This is a genomic window from Aeromonas sp. 25-AL00135 (assembly GCF_054052385.1).
In genome coordinates, this window is sequence record NZ_JBSTYQ010000004.1 from 126,811 (window position 1) to 148,940 (window position 22,130).

General features: G+C 60.6%; 18 protein-coding genes. 6 read left to right on the forward strand and 12 right to left on the reverse strand.

Annotated elements, in window-relative coordinates:
* Positions 1-59: 59 nt before the first annotated feature.
* Positions 60-284: a hypothetical protein gene (locus ACW5XC_RS04760; RefSeq protein WP_005337874.1), complete on the forward strand. Its 225-nt coding sequence runs from the start codon at positions 60-62 to the stop codon at positions 282-284.
* Here the strand turns inward: ACW5XC_RS04760 and yciA are convergent, their stop codons facing one another.
* The 6 genes from yciA to ACW5XC_RS04790 all read right to left on the reverse strand — a co-directional run bounded on the left by yciA (position 285) and on the right by ACW5XC_RS04790 (position 8,881).
* Positions 285-689 (reverse strand): acyl-CoA thioester hydrolase YciA, encoded by a 405-nt coding sequence (gene yciA, locus ACW5XC_RS04765; protein WP_005337875.1) that lies wholly within the window; start codon positions 687-689, stop codon positions 285-287.
* A 59-nt stretch (positions 690-748) separates the two neighbouring features.
* On the reverse strand, positions 749-1,567 hold the full coding sequence (locus ACW5XC_RS04770) for an SDR family oxidoreductase (protein ID WP_042055561.1): 819 nt from the start codon (positions 1,565-1,567) through the stop codon (positions 749-751).
* Positions 1,568-1,976: 409 nt separating this feature from the next.
* Complete coding sequence (locus tag ACW5XC_RS04775) at positions 1,977-2,522, reverse strand: hypothetical protein (RefSeq protein ID WP_236727590.1); 546 nt, start codon at positions 2,520-2,522, stop codon at positions 1,977-1,979.
* A gap of 211 nt (positions 2,523-2,733) precedes the next feature.
* A complete protein-coding gene (gene nifJ / locus ACW5XC_RS04780; RefSeq protein ID WP_074042680.1) occupies positions 2,734-6,309 on the reverse strand; it encodes a pyruvate:ferredoxin (flavodoxin) oxidoreductase in 3,576 nt (1,191 codons plus the stop codon).
* Positions 6,306-7,952 (reverse strand): NAD(P)-binding protein, encoded by a 1,647-nt coding sequence (locus ACW5XC_RS04785; RefSeq protein WP_042055566.1) that lies wholly within the window; start codon positions 7,950-7,952, stop codon positions 6,306-6,308. Before ACW5XC_RS04785 ends, nifJ begins: the two co-directional genes overlap by 4 nt.
* Before the next feature lie 176 nt (positions 7,953-8,128).
* Complete coding sequence (locus ACW5XC_RS04790; RefSeq protein ID WP_042055568.1) at positions 8,129-8,881, reverse strand: substrate-binding periplasmic protein; 753 nt, start codon at positions 8,879-8,881, stop codon at positions 8,129-8,131.
* 77 nt (positions 8,882-8,958) lie between these two features.
* Between ACW5XC_RS04790 and ACW5XC_RS04795 the strand changes: the two genes are divergently transcribed.
* Entirely contained in the window at positions 8,959-10,809 is a 1,851-nt protein-coding gene (locus tag ACW5XC_RS04795; RefSeq protein WP_178378375.1) for a hybrid-cluster NAD(P)-dependent oxidoreductase, read from the forward strand.
* A gap of 222 nt (positions 10,810-11,031) precedes the next feature.
* A complete protein-coding gene (locus ACW5XC_RS04800) occupies positions 11,032-12,744 on the forward strand; it encodes a methyl-accepting chemotaxis protein (protein WP_042055570.1) in 1,713 nt (570 codons plus the stop codon).
* A gap of 77 nt (positions 12,745-12,821) precedes the next feature.
* Here ACW5XC_RS04800 and htpX read toward each other — a convergent pair whose 3' ends face one another.
* The 5 genes from htpX to bioB form a co-directional block, all read right to left on the reverse strand.
* Positions 12,822-13,694, reverse strand: a complete 873-nt coding sequence (gene htpX / locus ACW5XC_RS04805) for a protease HtpX (protein ID WP_005337890.1) — start codon at positions 13,692-13,694, stop codon at positions 12,822-12,824.
* Between the two features lie 113 nt (positions 13,695-13,807).
* Positions 13,808-14,485, reverse strand: coding sequence for a dethiobiotin synthase (gene bioD / locus ACW5XC_RS04810; protein ID WP_042055573.1), 678 nt, complete (start codon positions 14,483-14,485; stop codon positions 13,808-13,810).
* A 59-nt stretch (positions 14,486-14,544) separates the two neighbouring features.
* Positions 14,545-15,360, reverse strand: coding sequence for a malonyl-ACP O-methyltransferase BioC (gene bioC / locus ACW5XC_RS04815; protein ID WP_042055576.1), 816 nt, complete (start codon positions 15,358-15,360; stop codon positions 14,545-14,547).
* The gene (bioF, locus tag ACW5XC_RS04820) at positions 15,353-16,549 is read right to left on the reverse strand and encodes an 8-amino-7-oxononanoate synthase (protein ID WP_042055577.1); all 1,197 of its coding nucleotides are present in this window, start codon (positions 16,547-16,549) and stop codon (positions 15,353-15,355) included. The genes bioC and bioF overlap by 8 nt, the downstream gene beginning before the upstream one ends.
* On the reverse strand, positions 16,546-17,634 hold the full coding sequence (gene bioB / locus ACW5XC_RS04825) for a biotin synthase BioB (protein ID WP_042055580.1): 1,089 nt from the start codon (positions 17,632-17,634) through the stop codon (positions 16,546-16,548). The genes bioF and bioB overlap by 4 nt, the downstream gene beginning before the upstream one ends.
* A gap of 193 nt (positions 17,635-17,827) precedes the next feature.
* Here bioB and bioA point away from each other — a divergent pair, with 193 nt between their 5' ends.
* On the forward strand, positions 17,828-19,102 hold the full coding sequence (bioA, locus tag ACW5XC_RS04830; protein ID WP_042055582.1) for an adenosylmethionine--8-amino-7-oxononanoate transaminase: 1,275 nt from the start codon (positions 17,828-17,830) through the stop codon (positions 19,100-19,102).
* Between the two features lie 176 nt (positions 19,103-19,278).
* A complete protein-coding gene (locus tag ACW5XC_RS04835) occupies positions 19,279-20,091 on the forward strand; it encodes a HAMP domain-containing protein (protein WP_005350472.1) in 813 nt (270 codons plus the stop codon).
* A 9-nt stretch (positions 20,092-20,100) separates the two neighbouring features.
* Here the strand turns inward: ACW5XC_RS04835 and ACW5XC_RS04840 are convergent, their stop codons facing one another.
* Positions 20,101-20,445: a hypothetical protein gene (locus ACW5XC_RS04840; protein ID WP_005359354.1), complete on the reverse strand. Its 345-nt coding sequence runs from the start codon at positions 20,443-20,445 to the stop codon at positions 20,101-20,103.
* 200 nt (positions 20,446-20,645) lie between these two features.
* Here ACW5XC_RS04840 and asnS point away from each other — a divergent pair, with 200 nt between their 5' ends.
* Positions 20,646-22,046 carry an asparagine--tRNA ligase gene (gene asnS, locus ACW5XC_RS04845; RefSeq protein WP_042055583.1) on the forward strand — a complete coding sequence of 467 codons (1,401 nt, stop codon included), beginning with the start codon at positions 20,646-20,648 and terminating at the stop codon, positions 22,044-22,046.
* The last annotated feature ends 84 nt before the right edge of the window (positions 22,047-22,130 follow it).

Here is a 22,130-nt window from a genome sequence, read left to right on the forward strand (position 1 = left end):
TCATCCACGCCGACTAAGCTGATAGTCCCTGTTCCACTCAACCAGAAGGACCTTGTCTCATGGCGAAAGAACTTCGGTACAACGTGACGTTTTATGATCAACAAGGAAATTGTCATCAAGTGGAGCTGGCCACCGTCTATCAGATAAGACGGGACCCTCAATGCGATCTCTGCCTGTTTGACACCCTGCAATATGTGGGCTCGGAAGAGATGCTGGAACGCATGATACGGCAAAAAACCGGGCTTGAGCAGGAAATATCCATCATCAATGCCCGGCTGATTTAATCAGGCACTCACCGGAACCGGGCGGGATTTGCCCTGTTCGTCGATGGCGACATAGGTGAAGATCCCCTCGGTCACACAGTAACGCTGGGCGTCGTTTTCCCGCAGTACCGGCTTGACCCACACCTCCAGCTTGAGCTTCATGGAGCTGCGGCCGATCTTCATGCAGCGGCCGTAGCAGCAGACCACATCGCCCACCTTGACCGGACTGTGAAAGGTCATGCCTTCGACGGATACGGTACAAATACGTCCTTTTGCCAGCTCCTTGGCCATAATGCCCCCACCTATATCCATCTGGGACATGATCCAGCCACCAAAGATGTCGCCATTGGGGTTGGTATCGGCTGGCATTGCCAGGGTTCTCAGCAACAACTCCCCATCGGGGTGACGTTTTGTATCTACCATCATTACCGCCTCTCTCTCATGGATGGCGGCATGATAGGGGGCGATCACCCCCTTGGCAAACCTCAATTGCCCGAGGCGGCGAGCTCGGCAAACCAGTGGGCCGGATCGGGCCAGCGATAGTTGAATCCCATCTGCTGACAAATCAGCTGACCGTCGATGGGCTGGAATTCACCGGCAGGCTCGATAAAGACCGGCACAGGCAGCCCCTGCTGGCGCGCCGCAAAGGGGTAGAACTGCTCGCGGCGCGGATGCACAGGCGCGCTCAGGTTGAACACATCCCCGTCCTTGCCCCGCTCCAGCAGCAGCATGCAAGCCGCCACCACATCGTCCAGATGGACCAGATTGACCGACTGGGCGCCGCCATCGAGGGTCTTGCCCGCGAGGAAACGGCCGGGATGACGATCCGGGCCATAAAGGCCGGAGGGGCGCACTATCATCACCGTCTCGAAACCGGCCGCCAGCACCGCCTGCTCCGCCGCCAGCATCCGCTCGCCACGGGCATGGCGGGGTTGGGGTTCTTCCCCCTCCTGTTGTCCTGCGCCCCACACCGAGGTGGCGCTGACAAACAGCACCCGCCGCGTGCCGTGCGCTTTGGCCAACGCGCAGGCCTTTGCCACCGCCTGCGGGTAGTCATCGGTCTTGCTGGGCGGTACGCAGATAACCAACGATTCGCAGGGGATGGGCCACGCATCCGACATATGGGCAGAAATCGTCAGCGGATAGGCATCGATCCCCTCCCCCTGCAGACGGGCTGCCTTCTCGGCGCTACTGACCGTGACAGCGACCTGCTTGCCTGCCGCCAGCATGGCCCGCGCCAGCGGCAGCCCGAGCCAACCCGCCCCCAGAATGCCGATCGTCCCGGCGATATGTTGTTCTGTCATCGTCCCTTCTCCTGCTTGACGCTATTTGCCCCGCAGCTTACCTGCCTTGGTAGGAAAAGGAAGCCTTACCACCAGTGAAGGCCAAGAACACTACGTGTTGATAAATGTTCTTTGAAATTCGTCAGGTTGCATCTAAATAAAAATGGCGTTTTCTATGAAATTTTGGACATAAAGAAACTGTATTTTTAATGATCTTTTAACCACCGTTAACCTAGATTTATAGGTGAGAACCTTCAAAAATTAAATTTACATTTGAACGGTCATTAAACATTTATACCCATCCCTTTATTCCTTAATAACACAGCAGCAACAGAATAGATGTGGCAGACTGACTTTTCTTACTCTACCACATAAAACAACTGATTTATTCAACCTTATAAAAATCTCTTTTGATGAACTAATAACTTTGCTAAGTGTTCTTGGCTGATTGATACTCTGACTGTCTAGATGATAATTCATTTTGAATCCAAAGCTCATCAATACCAAATTTTTGCCACACTAAAGAATTTAATTTTTCAATAGCTAGATCTGCAACCTGAAATTTAACAATTAGAGATTGCAATTCTGTTATCATCTGAATACGTCCATTATAATCTCCCATCTGGATGGCATAATCGTAAAAGAAATCATGGGCCAACCAGTTCCTTTTTTGCAAAGTATCATCAAGATGAGTTAACAACGGCTCTGATAAATCCACTCGCCTTTTTATCTGCCCCAATAGGCGCCCAAATGTCTTGGAGTTTAATTCATTATAAAGCTCCAACCATTGTTCTTGTGTGAGGGCAGACTCGTCCAATAGTTTGTATCCCATAGCAAAATTCACAAGTGCCTTTTCTGCACACTGTGCATTAAATGAAGCCAAACCATAAAATGCAAAGACTTCCTTTTCATCTCCAGATTCTATATCAGGAATAGGCTTTAGTTCTCTGATATCTATGCCAGCTACTTTCAACATCACTCCCTACCACCTTAAAAGGTGTTACAAAAAACATCAAAGTACAATTTCTAGTTTTTGAGATCGTGCCTAGCTTTGAAAAATAGATCAACAAGTTATTTTCCTCTTCAATGGCCACGAAGTTAACCATATTGGCTGTCAATAAAATATCCTCACTAAACAACAAGCGGGCCAGTGGCCCGCTTCGTTTTATGCCGAGTTAACCCCATCCTCATACCGGCGGATGGAAATGGCTGGCCTCGCGGGTGGCCATCTCCTCGTAGGTGGCCCACTTCTGCCACGCCACTTTTTGCGCCACCTGCATCAGCCGCTCGGCCTCCTCCGGATGGCTCTGGGCCAGCACCCGATAACGGGTCTCCTCCTGCCGGTATTCAGCGAGGGGGATGGAGGGGCGCAGGCTGTCGAGACTAAAGGGGTTCTGCCCCGCACTGCGCAGTACCGGGTTGTAGCGCATCAGCGGCCAGTGACCGGAGGCCACGGCCCGTTTTTGCTGGGTCAGGCCAAACTCCATATCGATACCGTGGGCGATACAGTGGCTGTAGGCGATGATAAGCGACGGGCCCGGATAGGCCTCCGCCTCACGCAAGGCTTGCAGCGCCTGCTGCGGGTTGGCACCAAAGGCGATGCGGGCAACATAGACGTTGCCGTAGGAGATGGCTTGTAACGCCACATCCTTCTTGGCCAGCGTCTTGCCTCCCGCCGCGAACTTGGCGACGGCGCCGAGCGGGGTCGATTTCGACATCTGGCCGCCGGTGTTGGAGTAGACCTCGGTATCCATCACCAGCACGTTCACATCGCGGCCGGAGGCGAGCACATGATCGAGCCCCGATGAGCCGATGTCATAGGCCCAGCCATCGCCGCCGATGATCCAGACCGAACGGCGCACCAGCTGATCGATAAGCGACAGCAGCTCGCGGGCCTTGCCGGATTTCACCTCTTCCAGCCGCTCCCGCACTTGCGCTACCCGGGTGCGCTGGGCGCGGATCTCCGACTCCAGCCGCTGCGGGGCGCTAATCAGGGTATCGACCAGCTCTGGGCCCAGCTCCCCCTTCATCGCCTCAAGGGCCGCCACCGCCTGACCGTGATGCTGATCGGCAGTGAGACGGAAGCCAAAGCCAAACTCGGCGTTGTCCTCAAACAGGGAGTTGGACCAGGCCGGCCCCTTCCCTTCGCCGTTCTTGGCCCACGGCGTGGTCGGCAGGTTGCCGCCGTAGATGGAGGAGCAGCCGGTGGCGTTGGCCACCAACATGCGGTCGCCAAACAGCTGGGTCAGCAGCTTAAGGTACGGGGTCTCGCCGCAGCCGGCGCAGGCACCGGAGAACTCGAACAGGGGTTCTAGGAACTGGGTGCCACGCACCGTGGAGAAATCCACCCGCTCGCGGGCAGGCCACGGCAGGCTCTCGAACCAGCGCAGCGCCTGTTTCTGACCAGCCAGATGGGGCGCCTTGTCCATCATGGTGATGGCGCGCTCGCCCTCGTGCTCCTCATCAGCCCCGACCCGCACCGGACAGGCCTGCACGCACTGGCCGCAGCCGGTGCAATCCTCCGGATAGAGCTGCAAGGTGTAGCGACTGTCGGGGAAACCCTTGGCGGTGACGGGCACCGACTGCGCTGCCTCGGGGGCGGTAGCCAGCCAGTCCTGATGATAGAACTTGGCCCGCAGCGCCGCGTGGGGGCAGACAAAGACGCAGTTGCCGCACTGGATGCAGATATCCGAATGCCAAATCGGGATCTCGCGGGCGATATCCCGCTTCTCGAAACGGCTGGTGGCGGTGGGGTAAGTACCGTCCACCGGCAGCATGGAGACGGGGATCAGATCGCCGCGCCCCGCCAGCATCTCGCCGGTGACGCGCTGGACAAACTCGCTGCCACCCGGTGCCAGCGGCAGCGGATAGTCGCTGCTCTGCTCCTCACCGGCCGGGATGGCCACCTGATGGAGATGAGCCAGGGTGTCATCCACCGCCGCGAAGTTGCGCTCGACCACCTCGGGTCCCTTGCGGGCATAGCTCTTCTCGATGCTCTCCTTGATCAACGCAATCGCCTCATCCCGCGGCAAGATACCAGCCAGCGCGAAGAAACAGGTCTGCATAATGGTGTTGATGCGATTGCCCATGCCGTTGCGCTCGGCCACCCGATCGCCGTCAATGCAGTAGAGGCGGATATCGAGGGCGCGGATGCGGGCGCGCAGCCGCTCGGGCAGCTCGGCCCAGACCTGCTCAGGCTCATAGGGAGCATTGAGCAGCAGGGTCGCCCCTTCGGCGGCATGCTCCAGCAGATCGACCGACTCGACAAATCCCCACTGGTGGCAACCGATAAAGCTCGCCTGCTCGATAAGCCAGGGGGCGTCGATGGGCTCGGGGCCAAAGCGCAGGTGGGAGACGGTGCGCGAGCCCGACTTCTTGGAGTCGTAGACGAAGTAGCCCTGAGCGTGGAACCCCTCCAGCTCGCCGATGATCTTGATGCTGTTCTTGTTGGCGCCCACGGTGCCGTCGGCACCAAGGCCGAAGAAGAGCGCCCGCACCCGACTGGCGGGCTCCAGATCGCCGATGGGGTGCCAGGCCAGACTTAGGCCCGACACATCATCGACAATCCCCACGGTAAAGCGCGGGCGCGGCGTATCGGATGCCAGCTCCTCGAATACCGACGCGCACATGGCGGGGGTGAACTCCTTGGAAGAGAGGCCATAGCGACCGCCACTGAGCCAGGGCAGCCGCTTGATAAGGCCGCGCTGCAAACCGTCGATCAGCGCGCTCTGCACATCCAGCAGCAGCGGCTCGCCGCCCGCCCCCGGCTCCTTGGTGCGATCCAGCACGGCGATGCGCCGCACGCCCTGCGGCAGCGCGTCGAGCAGCGCCTGTACCGGGAAGGGGCGATAGAGGCGAATGACCAGTACCCCGGTCTTGCGATCCTGCCGGTTGAGCCAATCCACGGTGGTGCGGGCGGTGGCCGCCCCCGAGCCCATCAGCACGATGACATCGGTGGCATCAGGCGCACCGTGGTACTCCACCAGCCGATAGTGGCGGCCGGTCAGCTCGCCCAAGTTGTCCATGCACTGCTGCACCCGCGCCGGTACCGCCTCGTAGAAGGGGTTGACGCTCTCGCGGGACTGGAAATAGGTATCCGGGTTCTGGGCTGTGCCGCGCATCACCGGATGATCCGGGTTGAGCGCCCGCGCACGGTGAGCCCGCACCCAGTCGTTGTCGATAAGGGCCCGAATTTCATCCCGATGCAGGGCGGTGATCTTGTTCACCTCGTGGGAGGTGCGAAAGCCGTCGAAGAAGTGGATAAAGGGCACCCGGCACTGCAAGGTGACGCTATGGGCAACCAAGGCCAGGTCCTGCGCCTCCTGCACCGAGCCGGAGGCGAGCATGGCAAAGCCGGTGCTGCGCGCTGCCATCACGTCCTGATGGTCGCCAAAGATCGACAGCCCCTGCGCCGCCAGCGAGCGGGCCGCCACATGGAACACCGCCGAGGTCAATTCACCGGCGATCTTGTACATGTTGGGCAGCATCAGCATCAGCCCCTGACTGGCGGTGAAGGTGGTGGCGAGCGCCCCCGCCTGCAGGGCGCCGTGTACCGTACCGGCTGCTCCTCCTTCGCTCTGCATCTCCACCACTGTGGGAATGTTGCCCCACAGGTTGGTCTGCCCCTCCGCCGCCCAGGCATCGGCCAATTCGGCCATGGTCGAGCTCGGGGTAATGGGGTAGATGGCACACACTTCGCTCAGCTGGTAGGCCACCCGGGCCGCGGCTTCGTTGCCGTCGACCATGATCAATTCATGTTTCATTGGGACTCCTCCGGTTGGCGCAGCTCGATGGCGTGACAGGGGCACTGGTCGTGACAGGCACCGCAGCCGGTGCAACGCTCGGCATCCACCTGATAGCCTTTGCCTGGCCCCAACTTGGCGATGGCCTGTTCGGGGCAGCTGCCATAGCAGCCGTCGCACTCGAAGCAGTTGCCGCAGGAGTAGCAGCGCGCCGCCTCGTAGCGGGCGGCCACCTCATCCAGCCCGCCGATGATCTCGCCAAAGTCATCCCGCGCCCACGCCGGTTTGACCGGCTGACTGCTGGCGGGCGCGTGAGTCTGGAACCAGAGTTGCAACTGCTCCGGCCCCACCAGCGGGTAGGAGAGCGGTTTGTGGTAGTGGCGACCGCGCAGCCAGGCATCCATATGGCGCGCCGCCTTCTTGCCGTGGCCGGTGGCGATGGTGACGGTGCGCTCGGAGGGCACCATGTCGCCACCGGCAAAGAGACCCGGCACATCCGTCATCAGGTTTTCGCCAACCTGCACTACCCCCTCCTTGTTGACCCGCACGCCGGGAATACTCTCCAGCACCGAGAGATCGACCTCCTGACCGAGCGCCAGAATAAGGGAGTCTGCTTCGAGGGTTTCAAACTTGCCGGTGGGTACTGGCTTGCCCTCGGCATCCAGCGCCATCACCTCCACCTCGATATTGGTGTTGTCGAGCTGACGGATGCTGCGCAGCCAGTTGATCTTGATCCCCTCCTCCTCGGCCTCGTCGGCTTCAAAGGCGTGAGCAGGCATATGGTCCCGGTCGCGGCGGTAGATGATCATTGCCTCTTCAACGCCCAAACGGCGGGCGGTGCGGGCCGCATCCATGGCGGTATTGCCGCCGCCGTAGATGGCCACCCGCCGTCCCAGTTTGGGGGGTGGCAAGCCCTGCTCTTCGGCTAGGCTCGCCTGTTCGAGGAAGCTCACCGCATCGAGGATCTTGCCCGCTTCCCGGGCCGGAATATCGACCCGCTTGGCCAGATGGGCGCCGATGGCCATAAAGACGGCATCAAAGCCCCCCTCGTCGCGCTCGCGCAGCACATCCTCCACCTTGTGGTTGAGGGTCAGCGTCACTCCGGCCGCCACGATACGGGCCACCTCCCGATCCAGCACGTCGCGGGGCAAGCGGTAAGCGGGAATACCAAAGCGCAGCATGCCGCCCGCCAGTGGCCCCGCTTCGCGGATCTCCACCTGATGGCCGAGCCGGTTGAGGTGCCAGGCGCAGGAGAGACCGGAGGGACCAGCGCCTATGACCAGCACCTTCTTGCCGCTGGCAGGGGCAGGTGGCGCAGGCTGCCAACCACGGGCCAGCGCCTCGTCGCCGAGGAAACGCTCGATAGCGTGGATGGAGACGGATTCATCCACCTGACCGCGGTTGCAGGCGCTCTCGCAGGGGTGATAGCAGACCCGACCATGAATGGCGGGCAAGGGGTTCTCTTCGATCAGGGTCTGCCAGGCCGCCTCAAAACGGCCGGCCTGAGCCAAAGAGAGCCAGGCCTGGATATTTTCTCCGGCCGGGCAGGCGTGATTGCAGGGTGGCAGGGCCGGCCGCCAGACGGGTAGCCGAGTACGCACCGGGCCTGTTCCCGTTTTCAGGGAAAGATCCGGCAATGGGGTCATGTCCAGTTGTTTGCTCATACATTGCTTTCTTCTTTTTGTGTGACAGGCCCCACCCGATGGCGCTTGATACCGTGTAGCCGAAGCGGACGGTGGCCGGATGGGGAAGAAGCGAAAGCGTTAGAAACTGGGAACTGAGTCGATAATGGCCGCTTTTTTGTACTGATTAGCGAATCAGGATCAAAAAATGTTGCACTTTATGGTTCATAGAGACCAGAACGTGACTCAAGTAACATCTTCTCCAGCTGACCGCTGGCTTTCAGTTTGGCGAGGCCCCGATTGAAGGTTTTGATCAGCTCGTCAGCGTTGGCACGCTTGCGGCTGATCAGCAGGTGACCTTCGACCTTCATCACGGGTTTTGAATGGGTTGCAAAGAGATCGACCGTGCTGGCCGGGTAGAACTGACGCAGGGAGTAGTAGCCGACATCTATGTTCTCCAGCGTCAGGTCGGCGCGGCCGGAGAGCAGCAGATCAAAGCTCTGGCGCAGCCGGGTGACGAACTGCACCTGCAGCGGCACCTGCGCGATGGCTGCAAAAAAATCTGCATTGTAGGTATAGCCACTGACCGCAGCCAGCTTGCGATCCGCCAGATCCTGATAGCCGTGCCATTCCAGCGGATCGGATTTGAGATAGAACCAGACATAGGTTTCGCTCAGGATGGGATCGCTGTAGAGATGGGTTTTGCGCCGCTCGCTCGACTCATACCAGTGGACAGTGCCATCCACCACCCCCTCCTCCGACAAGCGAAAGGCCCGCTTCCAGGGAAGAAACTGAAACTTGACGCTCACCCCTTCACTCTTGAATGCCTCGCTCACCACATGAGGGATAAGCCCCTGATATTTCAGCGTCTCGGAGCAGTAAGGGGGATACTCTCCCGTGGTCAGGGTCAGCTCCTGCGCCCAGAGCCCGTGGCAAAAAAGGCTCCCCGCCAGCAACCAGCTTATTTTCATCCCGATGCCCTCTTGTTCTGTTTTCCCAACTATAGACCGCCCCCTTGAAAGGATTGCCGGATCGCCGGGGAACCGTTATGTTCCCCTTTTTGCAGGCGATCGCGCCGCGTCACAAGGATATGAAGATGCCCAGGCTAGACAGCATTCACCTCTACCCCATCAAATCGACTACAGGTATGCCGCTGGCTCGCGCCCGGGTGACCGAAGAGGGACTGGCAGGGGATCGCCGCTACATGGTGGTCAAACCGGACGGCACCTTTATCACAGCCCGTACCCATCCCCAGCTGCAACAGATCGTGGCCACCCCCATCGAAGGAGGCTTGCAACTGCGCTATCCGGGCTTTGAACCGCTCACCCTGCAAGAGGTCGACTTCAGCCGCGCCCCGCAAGCTACCGGAGTCTGGAGCGACCGTTTCACCGCCCTGCACACCGACCCCAAAGCCGATGGGTGGCTGAGCCGGGTGGCCGGGGAACCAGTGCAGCTGCTCTGGCTAGGTGAAACCTCTGATCGCTTTCGCGAGAAGACCGGCACCCGGGTCAGCTTTGCCGACGGTTATCCGCTGCTGCTGATAAGCCAGGCTTCCCTTGAGGATCTCAATCTGCGCTCCGATGCGCTGCACCAGATGAGCCAGTTCCGCACCAATCTGGTGGCAAGCAATACCCAGCCCTTCGAGGAGGACAGCTGGGTGCGCATCCGCATCGGCGAAGTGGAATTTAAAGTGGTCAAGCCCTGCAGCCGCTGCATCATGACCACGGTGGAAGCGGGCACCGATCGCTTCAACGCCCTGAAAGAGCCGCTGGCCACCCTCACCCGCTACCGCCGTGGCGAGGATGGCGAGGTCTACTTCGGCCAGAACCTGATCGCCCTGAACGAGGGCTGGATTGAGGCAGGCAGCGAGATAGAAGTGCTGGAGCGCACCCGTCCGGTGGTCTATCCCGCCGCCGCTCCGAAGAAGCGGGAGCTGGTCTGCGTGGCCCGCGAACCGCTGGCGCGGGATCTGGAGACCTTCTGGTTCGAAGCCGCCGATGGCGAGCCCCTGCCCGACTACCTGCCGGGCCAGCATCTGCCCATCAGCCTCGATATCAAAAACGAGCGGATCCAGCGCCGCTATACCCTGAGCTCCACGCCGGATCACCCGGAGCGTTACAGCATCAGCGTCAAAAAGGTGGAGGGTGGCCGCATCTCCCACTGGCTGCACCAGCAGTTGCAGGTGGGTGATCGGCTGCGGGCCGCCAACCCCGCTGGCGAGTTTCACTTAGGGTCCGAGCGCAACCTCCTGTTGCTCTCCGCAGGCTCCGGCGTCACCCCCATGCTGGCGATAGCCCGCACCCTGGCGCTACGCGGGGAGCTGGAAGCGGTTCACTTTATGCACCTGTGCCGCAGCGAAGCGGACATTCCCGCCGCCAGCGAACTGCATGCCATGGCGCAGCAGGGGATGACCCTCACCATTATCCTGAGCCAGCCGGACAATCACTGGCAGGGGCTGCAAGGGCGACTCAATGATGAGCATCTGCAACGGATCAAAGGGCTGGCCGACAAAGAGGTCTTTATCTGCGGCCCCCACGGCTTTATGGCCGATGCTGCCGCAAAAGTTGCGGCCCTCGGCGTACCGGCCGCACGGATCAAACAGGAGAGTTTTGGCGGCGCCATTCTCTCGGCGGCCCGCCCCCATCAGGCGGTGCAACTGCGTATCGGCGCCCAAGCCTTTACCGGCAACAATCAGGGCACTGTGCTGGATCAGGCCAACAAGCAAGGTGTAGAGCTGCCATGGAGCTGCCGCGCCGGCATCTGCGGCAGTTGCAAACAGACGCTGATCTCGGGCGAGGTGGATCACCCCGACGCCCCCGCCATCACCGCCGCCGAGCGGGCCGAGGGCAAGATCCTTGCCTGCTGCGCCGTGCCGCTCACTGACCTTGACATCCTATGATCGGGTGATCGGGGCGCATTAACTCACGCCACCCCAGATGACCGGGGAATTGACCCCGGTCATCTTTATCCACACTTGTTCAGCTGATCCGCCCTTAATTTGTCCCCACGGCCTTCATCAGTGAGTTTCCCTTCCTATACTCTCAGAGCAAAAAGCCTTGCCAGCCATTGACTTGGCGATGCTCCATACGACACTCAGCCATAGGGAAAGGACGCCCATACCATGGAACAGAACAAGCCCGCCTTTCAGCTCAACCTGCTGCTATCCGTCATCACCCTGATCCTGCTGTCACTGGTGTTTTTCGCCTACAGCTGGGCTGGGAAACAACTGGAAGAGAGTTATCGACAACAATATGTCTCCTACCTGCTTGCCGACGAACTGCGCCAATCCTCCGATGATCTGACCCGACTCGGGCGCACCTACGTCATCACCAAGGATCCAGCCTACGAACAGCAGTACATGCGGATCCTGGCCATTCGCAACGGCGAGCAGCCGAGGCCGGATGGCTACAACCGTATCTACTGGGACTTTGTCGCCGCCAACGGCCAGAATCCCCGCCCCGACAGCAATGTTCGCCGTGGCCTGATCGACCTGATGAAGGATGCCGGTTTCACCGACGGTGAGCTCGCCAAACTGAACGAGGCCAAAAACAACTCGGATGCGCTGGTCAACACCGAGGTCGCCGCCTTCAAGCTGGTGCAGCAGAGCGATGGCGACCCGGTTGCCAACCAGCAAAAAGCCATCGCCATGATGCATGACAAGGCCTATCACCAGAACAAGGGGCGCATCATGTCCCCCATCGATGACTTCTACGTGATGATGGAGCAGCGCAACCATGAGGCGGTCGAGAGCGCCATCGCCAATACCGATATGCTGCGCTATCTCTTTATCGCCCTCGGTCTGGTGTTGATGTTCTTCCTCTGGCGCACCTATCGCTCCCTGCTCGATCTGGTGGGCACCTCGGTCGAACAGCTCAAGACCGATCTCCATATGATGGCGGAAGGGGACTTCTCGCGCCCCATCAAGGTGCCGGCAGGATCGAAAGAGAGCCTGATCGGCCTGCTCGGCGGTATGCAGACCACCCTCAAGGGGATCATCGCCAAGGTCTCTCACTCCACCGAGGAGTTGTCCCACTCTGCCGACAGCATCGCCCAAATTGCCGAGCAGACCGCCCAGTTTGCCACCGATCAGCAAACCAGCACCCAGACCATGGCCGCCGCCATTGAGGAGCTGGTAGTGAGCATCAGTCACCTCTCCGACAATGCCACCCATGCCGACGAGCTGAGCAAGGTCTCAGCCAATACCCTGGAGGAGGGGTCAGGGGTCATTAAAGAGACGCTTGGCAGCATCGAGAATATCTCCACCACAGTGGGGGATGCAGCCAGCACCATCTCCGAGCTCAACGGCCATACCCAGCAGATTTCGGAGATCATCGGGGTGATCCGCGGCATCGCCGATCAGACCAACCTGCTGGCCCTCAACGCGGCCATCGAGGCGGCGCGGGCCGGTGAACAGGGTCGCGGCTTTGCGGTGGTGGCCGACGAGGTGCGCAATCTGGCCAGTCGCTCGGCGGCCTCAACCCAACAGATCACCGGGATGATCAGCAAGATCCAGAGCGGGGCCGATGCCTCCATCCGCAGCATGGAGAACACGGTCAACAACGTCTCTCGCGGTGTCACGTTGGCCAACCAGACCGGCGAGGCGATCGCCAGCATCCAGAGCCACGCCTCCAACCTCACCGGCCTGATGGGGGAGATCAGCCACACCCTGCGCGAGCAGTCCACCGCCGCCAACGAGGTGGTCTCTACCGTCGGCAACATCACCTCTCTCTCCGAGCAATCGGGGGATGCCGCCCGCCACGTGTCCCAAGAGGCGGCCAAGCTCAAGCAGCTATCACGGGTACTGCGCCAGGAGATGGGACACTTCAAGCTTTAAAGAACGCTGAAAAGCAAAACGGCTGCCCGAAGGCAGCCGTTTTTTTATTCGGGGTGATCCCCGTCATTCAGTATCTATCAACCACGCAGGGCGGCGATACGCTGCTCGATGGGCGGGTGGCTCATGAACAGCTCGCTCATGGAGCGCTTGCCGTTGATGCCAAAGGCCATCATGGAGCCTTCCAACTGAGGCTCGGCACCGCGGGAGAGGCGCTCAAGGGCGGCAATCATCTTGTCGCGACCGGCCAGCTTGGCGGCACCGGCATCGGCACGGAACTCACGCTGACGGCTGAACCACATGACGATGATGGAGGCCAGAATACCGAACAGCATTTCCAGCACGAACACGGTGATCATGTAGGCAAAACCGCCGGTACTGCTGCTCTCTTCCTCGTTGTTGGAGCTGAAGAAGTTGCTGATCACGCCAGCCACGATCCGGGCGAAGAACATCACGAAGGTGTTCACCACCCCCTGGATCAGGGTCAGGGTCACCATGTCGCCATTGGCCACGTGGCTCACCTCGTGGGCCAGTACCGCTTCCGCCTCGTCACGGCTCATGCTGTAGAGCAGGCCGGAGGAGACCGCCACCAGCGAATCATCGCGGCGGGCACCGGTGGCAAAGGCGTTCATCTCGGGAGAGTCGTAGATCCCCACTTCCGGCATCTTGATACCCGCTTCGCGGGCCTGACGGGCCACAGTACTCACCAGCCAGTGCTCGGTCTCGTTACGGGGTTGCTCGATGACCTGGACGCCATAGCTGCGCTTGGCCATCCACTTGGACATCAGCAAGGAGATAAAGGAACCCCCAAAACCGAACACGGCACAGAACACCAACAGCCCGGAAATGCTGGACTTGTTGATCCCCAGAACCGAGAACAGGATATTGAGTACCACCCCCAGCACCAGCATGACGGCCAGGTTGGTCACCAGGAATAGCATAATTCGCTTCATATAGACTCCTTGTGAAGATAAGGGACATGACCGGGGATCACTCGGGATCCCCACCTGATCATGTTAATGTCGACATTCTAGGGAGATTCGATGAATGTTCGCTGAATATGCCGTCAAAGTAGCGGCGAGATATCAAGACGCCCCTGCAAATCGGCTTCAAGCGGATTGTTTATAAACGGAATTTCGCCGAGGAAGGGGGCAGGCAGCAAGCCCCTCAGGGTGTCCAGATTTTCCTGATAATGGCTCATGGAACCATGGAGCCGATTAATTACCCACCCCGCCACCGGCAGCTGATCGTTGCGGATGGCGGCAAAGGTGAGCAGCGCATGGTTGAGGCAACCCAACTTGGCCCCCACTACCATGATCACCGCCATGTTCTCCTGTTTCACCCAGTCCGACAGCAGATGCTTGCGATCGAGCGGCAGATACCAGCCCCCAGCCCCTTCCACTACCGCCAGTTCGGCCCCGGCCTGTTCAATCTTGCGTAGCCCCTCGCTCAACCCCTGCATGGTGATGGGCTGGCGCGCCTCGCTGGCGGCGATGTGGGGCGCAATCGGCGGCTCATAGGCGAACGGATTGACCACCTCATAGGGCAGCGGCAGGCTCGCCGCCTCCTGCAACAGAACGGCATCCAGGTTGCGCAGCCCGTCCGGAGTGCGGGCACATCCGGCCGAGACCGGCTTGTAACCCGCACACTTGATTCCCTGTGCGCTGAATTCGCGCAGCAGGGTGCGCGCCACCAGCGTCTTGCCCACATCGGTATCGGTGCCGGTGATAAAGAATGTTTTCATACGGTTCTCTCCTTGGCAGGGCCCGTTGACTACCCTGCACACAATGCGATTTCCAGCGCTCAGCAAGGCTTGCTGAGACGGCCGAGGCACACCCGATAACTGGCGACCAACCTGCCATCGGGCTGGCGAAACGCCTCATACGCCTGCGCCAGCTGCTGCAATCTGGCGCGCCCGCTCAGACCGGCCGGGGCGGCACTCCCTTGATTGTCGTTGACCTGATTGGCCCCAATCCCCTTGAGATCACGCAACAACTGCGGCAATTCAAGATAGGCGAGATCCCAGGTGATACAACGCAGCTCGGGAGCAGATACCCCGGCGCTCGCCAGTGCCTGCTCCAATTGTGGCAGGCTGAGGAAGCGATTGACATGGGCGCGACCATCAAGCTGCTGCCAGGCGGCTCGCAACTGCCAGAGCGACTCATCGAGCAGGGTCGAGAAAAAGATCTGGCCGCCCGGTTTGACCACCCGCAGCAGCTCGCTGAAAGCCTGGGCCGGACGCTCGCACCACTGCAGCGCCAGACTGGAGAACACCCAGTCGAATGTGTTATCGGCAAAAGGAAGCTGCTCCGCATCGCCGCAGAGCAGGCGAGCACCGCTGCCACGCAAAGCGGCCTGCGCCAGCATGCCGGGGGCGAGATCCAGCCCCACCAGCTGGTGACAACGGTTCGCCAGTTGGGGCAAGAAAAAGCCGGTGCCACAGCCCAGATCCAGCCCGCTCACCGTCAGTTCAGTCCCAACCAGCCTGTCTGGCATCCATTTCAGCAGCGCCTGACCCACCTCCTGTTGAAAGCGGGCATGGGCATCGTAATGACGAGCGGCGGCGCCGAAACGGCGAGCAAGCTGCGCCTTGTCAACCGTTTGAAAACGCTCAGTCATGGTGAGCCTCCCCAACCGTTATCGCTGCAGGGCAGACCCCCAAGACATCGAGCAGGCGATCCACATCCTGTTCGCGGTGAGCCGCGCTCAGGGTAATACGCAGCCGGGCCGTACCGACTGGCACCGTGGGCGGGCGGATGGCGCTCACCCAGACGCCGCGATCCCGCAGCCGTTCAGCCAGTTGCAGGGCAACACTGCTCTCCCCCACCAGCAGCGGCAGGATCGGGGTATCGCTCGCGCCAAGCTGCCAACCCTGATCCTTGGCCCCTTGCCGGAAGCGAGCGATCAGCTGGCCAAGATGGGCGCGGGACTCATCAGCCGCGCGCACCAGTTCGATGCTCTTGCTGACCGCGCAAGCCTGCGCGGCGGGCATATGGGTGCTGTAGACATAGTGGCGAGCGAAGTTGACCAGATACTCCACCAGTTCGCGACTGCCGCCGACAAAGGCACCGGCAACCCCGAGCGCCTTGCCAAAAGTGCCCATCTGGATGTGTACGCAGGCCGGGTTCACCCCTTGTGCGGCCAGCGTGCCACGCCCCTCGGGGCCCAGCACACCAAGACCGTGGGCATCATCGATCATCAACCAGTTGCCGCTCCGGGCGGCCAGGGTTGTGAGCTCAGCCCAGGGGCCTTGATCCCCGTCCATACTGAACACCCCTTCCGAGACAATCAGTCCGCGATTTGGCTCAAGCTGCCGTTCAAGGGCAGCCATATCGTTGTGACCGAAGCGTTTCATCTTGCAGGGGAGCTGGCTGCCCATTTCCTGCAAAGAGGCGTGGTTGAGTTTGTCCTGCCACAGCAGATGCTCCTTGCCGAGCAGCGCTTTGAGCACCGCCTGATTGGCAGAAAAGCCGCAGTTGAACAGCAGCACCGCCTCCACCCCGAGCCACTCGGCCAGGGTCTCCTCAAGCTGTTGGTGGGCACGGCTGTAACCGGTCACCAGCGGCGAGGCGCCGGAGCCCGTGCCATAACGCTCAATCCCCGCGTTGAAGGCGGTCTTGATAGCGGGATGATCTGCCAGCCCCAGATAGTCGTTGGCGGAAAAATTGAGGTATTCGCGCCCTGCAACCCTGAGCCGCCCGCCACTCGCCCCGTCGGTCGCGATGCGGTTGCGCAGCAGACCCACCTGCTCGCGCTCGGCCAGAGCCGCGCCCAACCCAAAGGGGCCCGTTACTGCAGGGCCGTTCATGACCGCGCAGCCCCTGCACGGGGGCGGGTGGCGTCATAAAACATCTCGGCAGGCTCGCTCTGGCGACTCACCTCGGCCAGCAGTTCCTCTTCTTGAACCTGATCCGGCTTCTGGGCCCGCTGGGCAGGGCGAATGCCGAGCCGCTTGAACAGCTGCATATCGCTGTTTTCGTCCGGGTTGGGGGTGGTCAGCAACTTGCAGCCATAGAAAATGGAGTTGGCCCCGGCCATAAAACACATGGCCTGCATCTGCTCATTCATCTTCTCCCGCCCGGCAGAGAGGCGCACATGGGAGGCGGGCATCATGATCCGCGCCACGGCGATGGTGCGGATAAATTCGAACGGATCGAGGTTCTCCTGGCTCTCCAGCGGCGTGCCCTTCACCTTGACCAGCATGTTGATGGGCACGCTCTCCGGGTGGCGCGGCAGATTGGCCAGTGCCATCAAGAGGCCCGCCCGATCTTTCGCCTGCTCACCCATGCCGACGATACCACCGGAGCAGACCTTCATGCCGGCGCTGCGCACATGCTCCAGAGTATCGAGCCTGTCCTGATAGGTGCGGGTGGAGATGATCTCGCCGTAAAACTCCGGCGAGGTGTCGAGGTTGTGGTTGTAATAATCAAGCCCCGCGGCCCCCAGACGCGCCGCCTGATCGGCGGTAAGCATCCCTAGCGTCATGCAGGTCTCCATACCGAGCCCGCGCACCTCCTCGATCATCCGGATGATGTAGGGCATGTCCTTCTCTTTGGGGTTGCGCCAGGCGGCCCCCATGCAGAAACGGGACGAGCCGTTGGCCTTGGCTTCGCGGGCCCGCTCCAGCACCTTCTCCACCTCCATCAGTCGCTCGGCCTCCAGGCCGGTGTGATAACGGGCACTCTGGGGACAGTATTTGCAATCTTCCGGGCAGGCGCCGGTCTTGATGGAGAGCAAAGTACTCACCTGCACTTCGTTCGGGTCAAAGTGGGCGCGGTGGACGGTCTGGGCCTGAAACAGCAGATCGTTGAACGGCAGGGCAAACAGGGCCTGAACCTCGGCGAGTGTCCAGTCGTGACGAAGGGCGTGACCGCCCGCGGTGAGAGCATTCATACATGGCTTCCGGTTGTTATTAGTGGGATCCTGCGCCCGCCATCTTGGGATGGACGGCCACAAAACCCGCCGCCGGGCCTGCGCGCTCAGGGTGATGCGCAGTGCCAAGTGGCTGAAATTGTTGGCTAGTGTAGAGAGCACGCGTAGACTGTCAACACCGACCAGATCAAACCAATTGACAATAGAACAACAAATGACCAACCAAGAATTCGACCTGCACCACATCTGGCACCCCTATACCTCCCTCACTCACCCCCTGCCCTGCTATGAAGTGGCCAGCGCCAAAGGGGTGAAGATCACTCTCAGCGATGGCCGCGAACTGGTGGATGGCATGAGCTCCTGGTGGGCTTGCGTGCACGGCTATCAGGTGCCGGAGTTGGACGCCGCCGCCACTGCCCAGCTCGGCAAGATGTCTCACGTGATGTTTGGCGGCCTCACCCACGCCCCGGCGGTCGAGCTCTGCCGCAAGCTGGTGGAGATCACTCCGAAGGGGCTTGATCGGGTATTTCTGGCCGATTCCGGCTCGGTGGCAGTGGAAGTGGCGCTCAAGATGGCCCAGCAGTACTGGCACGCCAAGGGGACGCCCAGAGCCAAATTTGTCGCCCTGCGCAGCGGCTATCACGGCGACACCTTTGGCGCCATGAGCGTCTGCGATCCCGATGGCGGCATGCATGAGCTCTACAAGGGATTCCTGCCGGAACACTATTTTGTCGATGCGCCCAGCTGTCGCTTCCACGCCGAGTGGGACGAGCAGTGCGTGGTGGGGCTGGCGACACTCATGGCCGATCATCACGAGGAGATCGCCGCCATCGTGCTTGAGCCCATAGTGCAAGGCGCTGGCGGCATGCGCTTCTATCACCCCCGCTACCTGCAGTGGGTGCGCGCCCTGTGCGACGAGTTCGGTGTGCTGCTGATTGCCGACGAGATTGCCACCGGCTTTGGCCGCACCGGCCAGCTGTTTGCCTGCGACTGGGCGGGGATCAGCCCCGACATCATGTGTCTGGGCAAGGCGCTTACCGGCGGCTACCTCACCCTCTCGGCGACCCTGACCACCGAGCATGTCGCCCGCATCATCTGTGACGGCAAGGCCGGCGTCTTTATGCACGGCCCCACCTTTATGGGCAACCCGCTTGCCTGCGCGGTGGCCAACGCCTCCATCGAGTTGCTGCTGACCTCACCTTGGCAGGAGCGGGTGCGCGCCATCGAGCATCAGTTGCGTACCGAGCTGGTAGAGCTGACCCTGCACCCGGCGGTCGCGGATGTGCGAGTGCTCGGCGCCATCGGGGTGGTGGAGATGAAAGAGCGGGTGGATGTAGCGCGCATCCAGCGCAAGTTTGTCGAACTGGGCGCCTGGATCCGCCCCTTTGGCAAGCTGGTCTACCTGATGCCCCCGTTCGTCATCACCCCTGAAGAGCTGCGGGTATTGACCGGCGCCATCCGTCAGGCCATCACCGAAGGCGAGTTTTAAGGCATGCAGCGGGCGGCCATCGCAGCCGCCCGTTTGACTACCAGCATTTGATATATAAAGAGGGCAACTTTATCCACTTCAGTGCAGTTTCACTTGCCGTAATGTGAGCAAAACACCAGACCTGAGGCCCCAAGAGGGGTAAACTGCTGCGGTTTTACCATCAAGAAAGACTGCTCATGCGCCTCTCCATTGCTGCCAAAATCAACTTTTTCCTGCTCTTCATCTTCTCCATGGTACTGGTCTTCTCCGCAGCCTATCAGGCGGTGCGCGAGCGCGATCTCATCCTGACCCTCATCAAGGAGCAGAGCCGCGAGCAGACCGAAGCCTATTTCGACGGCCTCAACATGCTGATGCTGACCGGCAAGATGGATGCCCGCGATACCCTGCGCGGCAAGTTTCTCGACCACGCCCATGTGGAGGATGCCCGCATCGTCCGTGGCGACGCGGTGAGCAAACAGTTCGGGCCTGGACGGGAGACAGAGCAGGTAAAAGATGAGTTTGATGAGCTGGCTCTGGCGGGCAAAGGGAGTCTGGAGGTGGTGCACAACGGCATGCACAGCCGTCTGGTAGTGACCCGACCGCTACTAGCCAAGAAGGATTTTCGCGGCACCGACTGCACCAGCTGTCATCTGGTGCCGGAGAACACTGTGCTCGGTGCGGTGCGCTTTGACTACTCCCTCGATTCGCTGTTTACCCGGGTCGAGCAGAATATCCTCACCTCGGCGCTGATCCTCACCGGCATCTTCGGGATGGGACTGCTGCTGACCCTCTGGGTCATCCGCACCTGGATCGTGCGCCCCCTCAACCAGTTGACCCGCTCCATGGAAGAGGCCACCGACTTGCACGACTTCGGCCACCGGCTGGAGGGGGATGACGGCGACGAGATTGGCCGGGTGGCGGTGGCCTACAACCAGATGCTCGACAGTGTGGAGCGCCAGCTCGGCAAGCGCACCAAGGCCAGCAGGCAGGAGCCGGATCAGCCCCGCTGAGGCGGGCGCTTAACCGACGTAGTAGAAGAGCAAGCTGGCGATCAGCACCAATAGCAGGATGGCCAGATTGACATGCCGGGAGTCATCCTGACGGCGGCTGCGCTTGCGCTCCAGCAGCAACACCGCCAGCGTCAGGGCGCAACAGCTCCAGAGCCCGTAGACCAACCAGGGGGTAAGGGCCGGGTCCCAATAATCGCGCACCTCGATCCCGCCATAGACCAGAAAACCGTAGGCAATTTCGGGCCGGGCATAGTGGTAAAGGGAGAGCAGCACGATAAAGCCGCCCCAGCAGAGCATCACCAGCCCCTGCAACACCCGTGTCAGCCAATCTGGCCCATGCCGCCGATCTTTCACCCACCTCTCCTGCGCCCGTGACACTCTTGTTGAGTGAACCATGCCGAAAACCCCACCAGAGTCCGACATTTTTGCTTGTTTATCAAACCCGCGCGGGTAAGATTGACGGCTTAGTCTGCCATGGTGGGCCATCTGTGCCCGGGCCAGACTCCCTAGTGTTGCAAATAGCGCTGCAAGAACAAGCTGGAGACAATATTTCGATGACGCACGCATCCGTAGTAGATGTGCTGGCCGGTAAGTATCCGGTCGGCACCACCCAAACTGTCAAAGGGTGGATCCGGACTCGCCGTGATTCCAAGGCGGGGATCTCATTTTTGGCCATTTCTGATGGCTCCTGTTTCCATCCGGTACAGGCAGTTGTCCCCAATACCCTGGCCAATTACGAGAATGAAGTGCTGCGTCTGACCACTGCCTGCTCCGTGGAAGTGACCGGCGTGGTTGCCGCCTCTCAGGGCAGCGGCCAGGCTTTCGAACTGCAGGCGACCGAGGTGAAGGTAGTCGGCTGGGTCGAAGATCCGGACACCTACCCGATGGCCGCCAAGCGCCACAGCATCGAATACCTGCGTGAACAGGCTCACCTGCGCCCGCGCACCAACATCGTTGGCGCCGTGACCCGCGTTCGTCACTGCCTGGCGCAAGCCATCCACCGCTTCTTCCACGAAGAGGGTTTCCTCTGGGTTGCGACCCCGCTCATCACCGCCTCTGACACCGAAGGTGCCGGCGAGATGTTCCGTGTCTCTACCCTGGATATGGAAAACCTGCCGCGCACCGACGCCGGCAAGGTGGACTACAACGAAGATTTCTTCGGCAAAGAGGCTTTCCTGACCGTATCCGGCCAGCTGAACGCCGAAACCTATGCCTGCGCCCTCTCCAAGGTCTACACCTTCGGCCCGACCTTCCGCGCTGAAAACTCCAACACCAGCCGCCACCTGGCCGAGTTCTGGATGGTTGAGCCGGAAGTGGCCTTCAACGATCTGGAAGATAACGCCGCACTGGCCGAAGCCATGCTGAAGTATGTCTTCAACGCCGTACTGACCGAGCGTCGCGACGATCTGGAGTTCTTCGCCCAGCACGTGGACAAGGATGCCATCGGCCGTCTGGAGCGTTTCGTCTCCTCCGACTTCGCCCAGATCGACTACACCGACGCCATCGAAGTGCTGCAAAACTGCGGCAAGAAGTTCGAGTTCCCGGTCTCCTGGGGTATCGATCTCTCCTCCGAGCACGAGCGCTATCTGGCGGAGGAGCACTTCAAGTCTCCGGTGGTGGTGAAGAACTACCCGAAAGATATCAAAGCCTTCTACATGCGCCTCAACGACGACGGCAAGACCGTTGCCGCGATGGACGTACTGGCACCGGGCATCGGCGAGATCATCGGTGGTTCCCAGCGTGAAGAGCGTCTGGACGTGCTGGATGCCCGTCTGGCCGAGATGGGCCTGAACAAGGAAGATTACTGGTGGTACCGCGACCTGCGCCGCTACGGTACCGTGCCGCACTCCGGCTTCGGTCTGGGCTTCGAGCGTCTGGTGGTATACGTGACCGGCATGGGCAACGTCCGCGACGTGATCCCGTTCCCGCGTACTCCGCGTACCGCAGAGTTCTGATCAGCGGCATCTTGTCACTGCATTGCAAAAGCCGACCTGTGGGTCGGCTTTTTTATTGTCACTGTCCCGTCCTGAATATGGTTT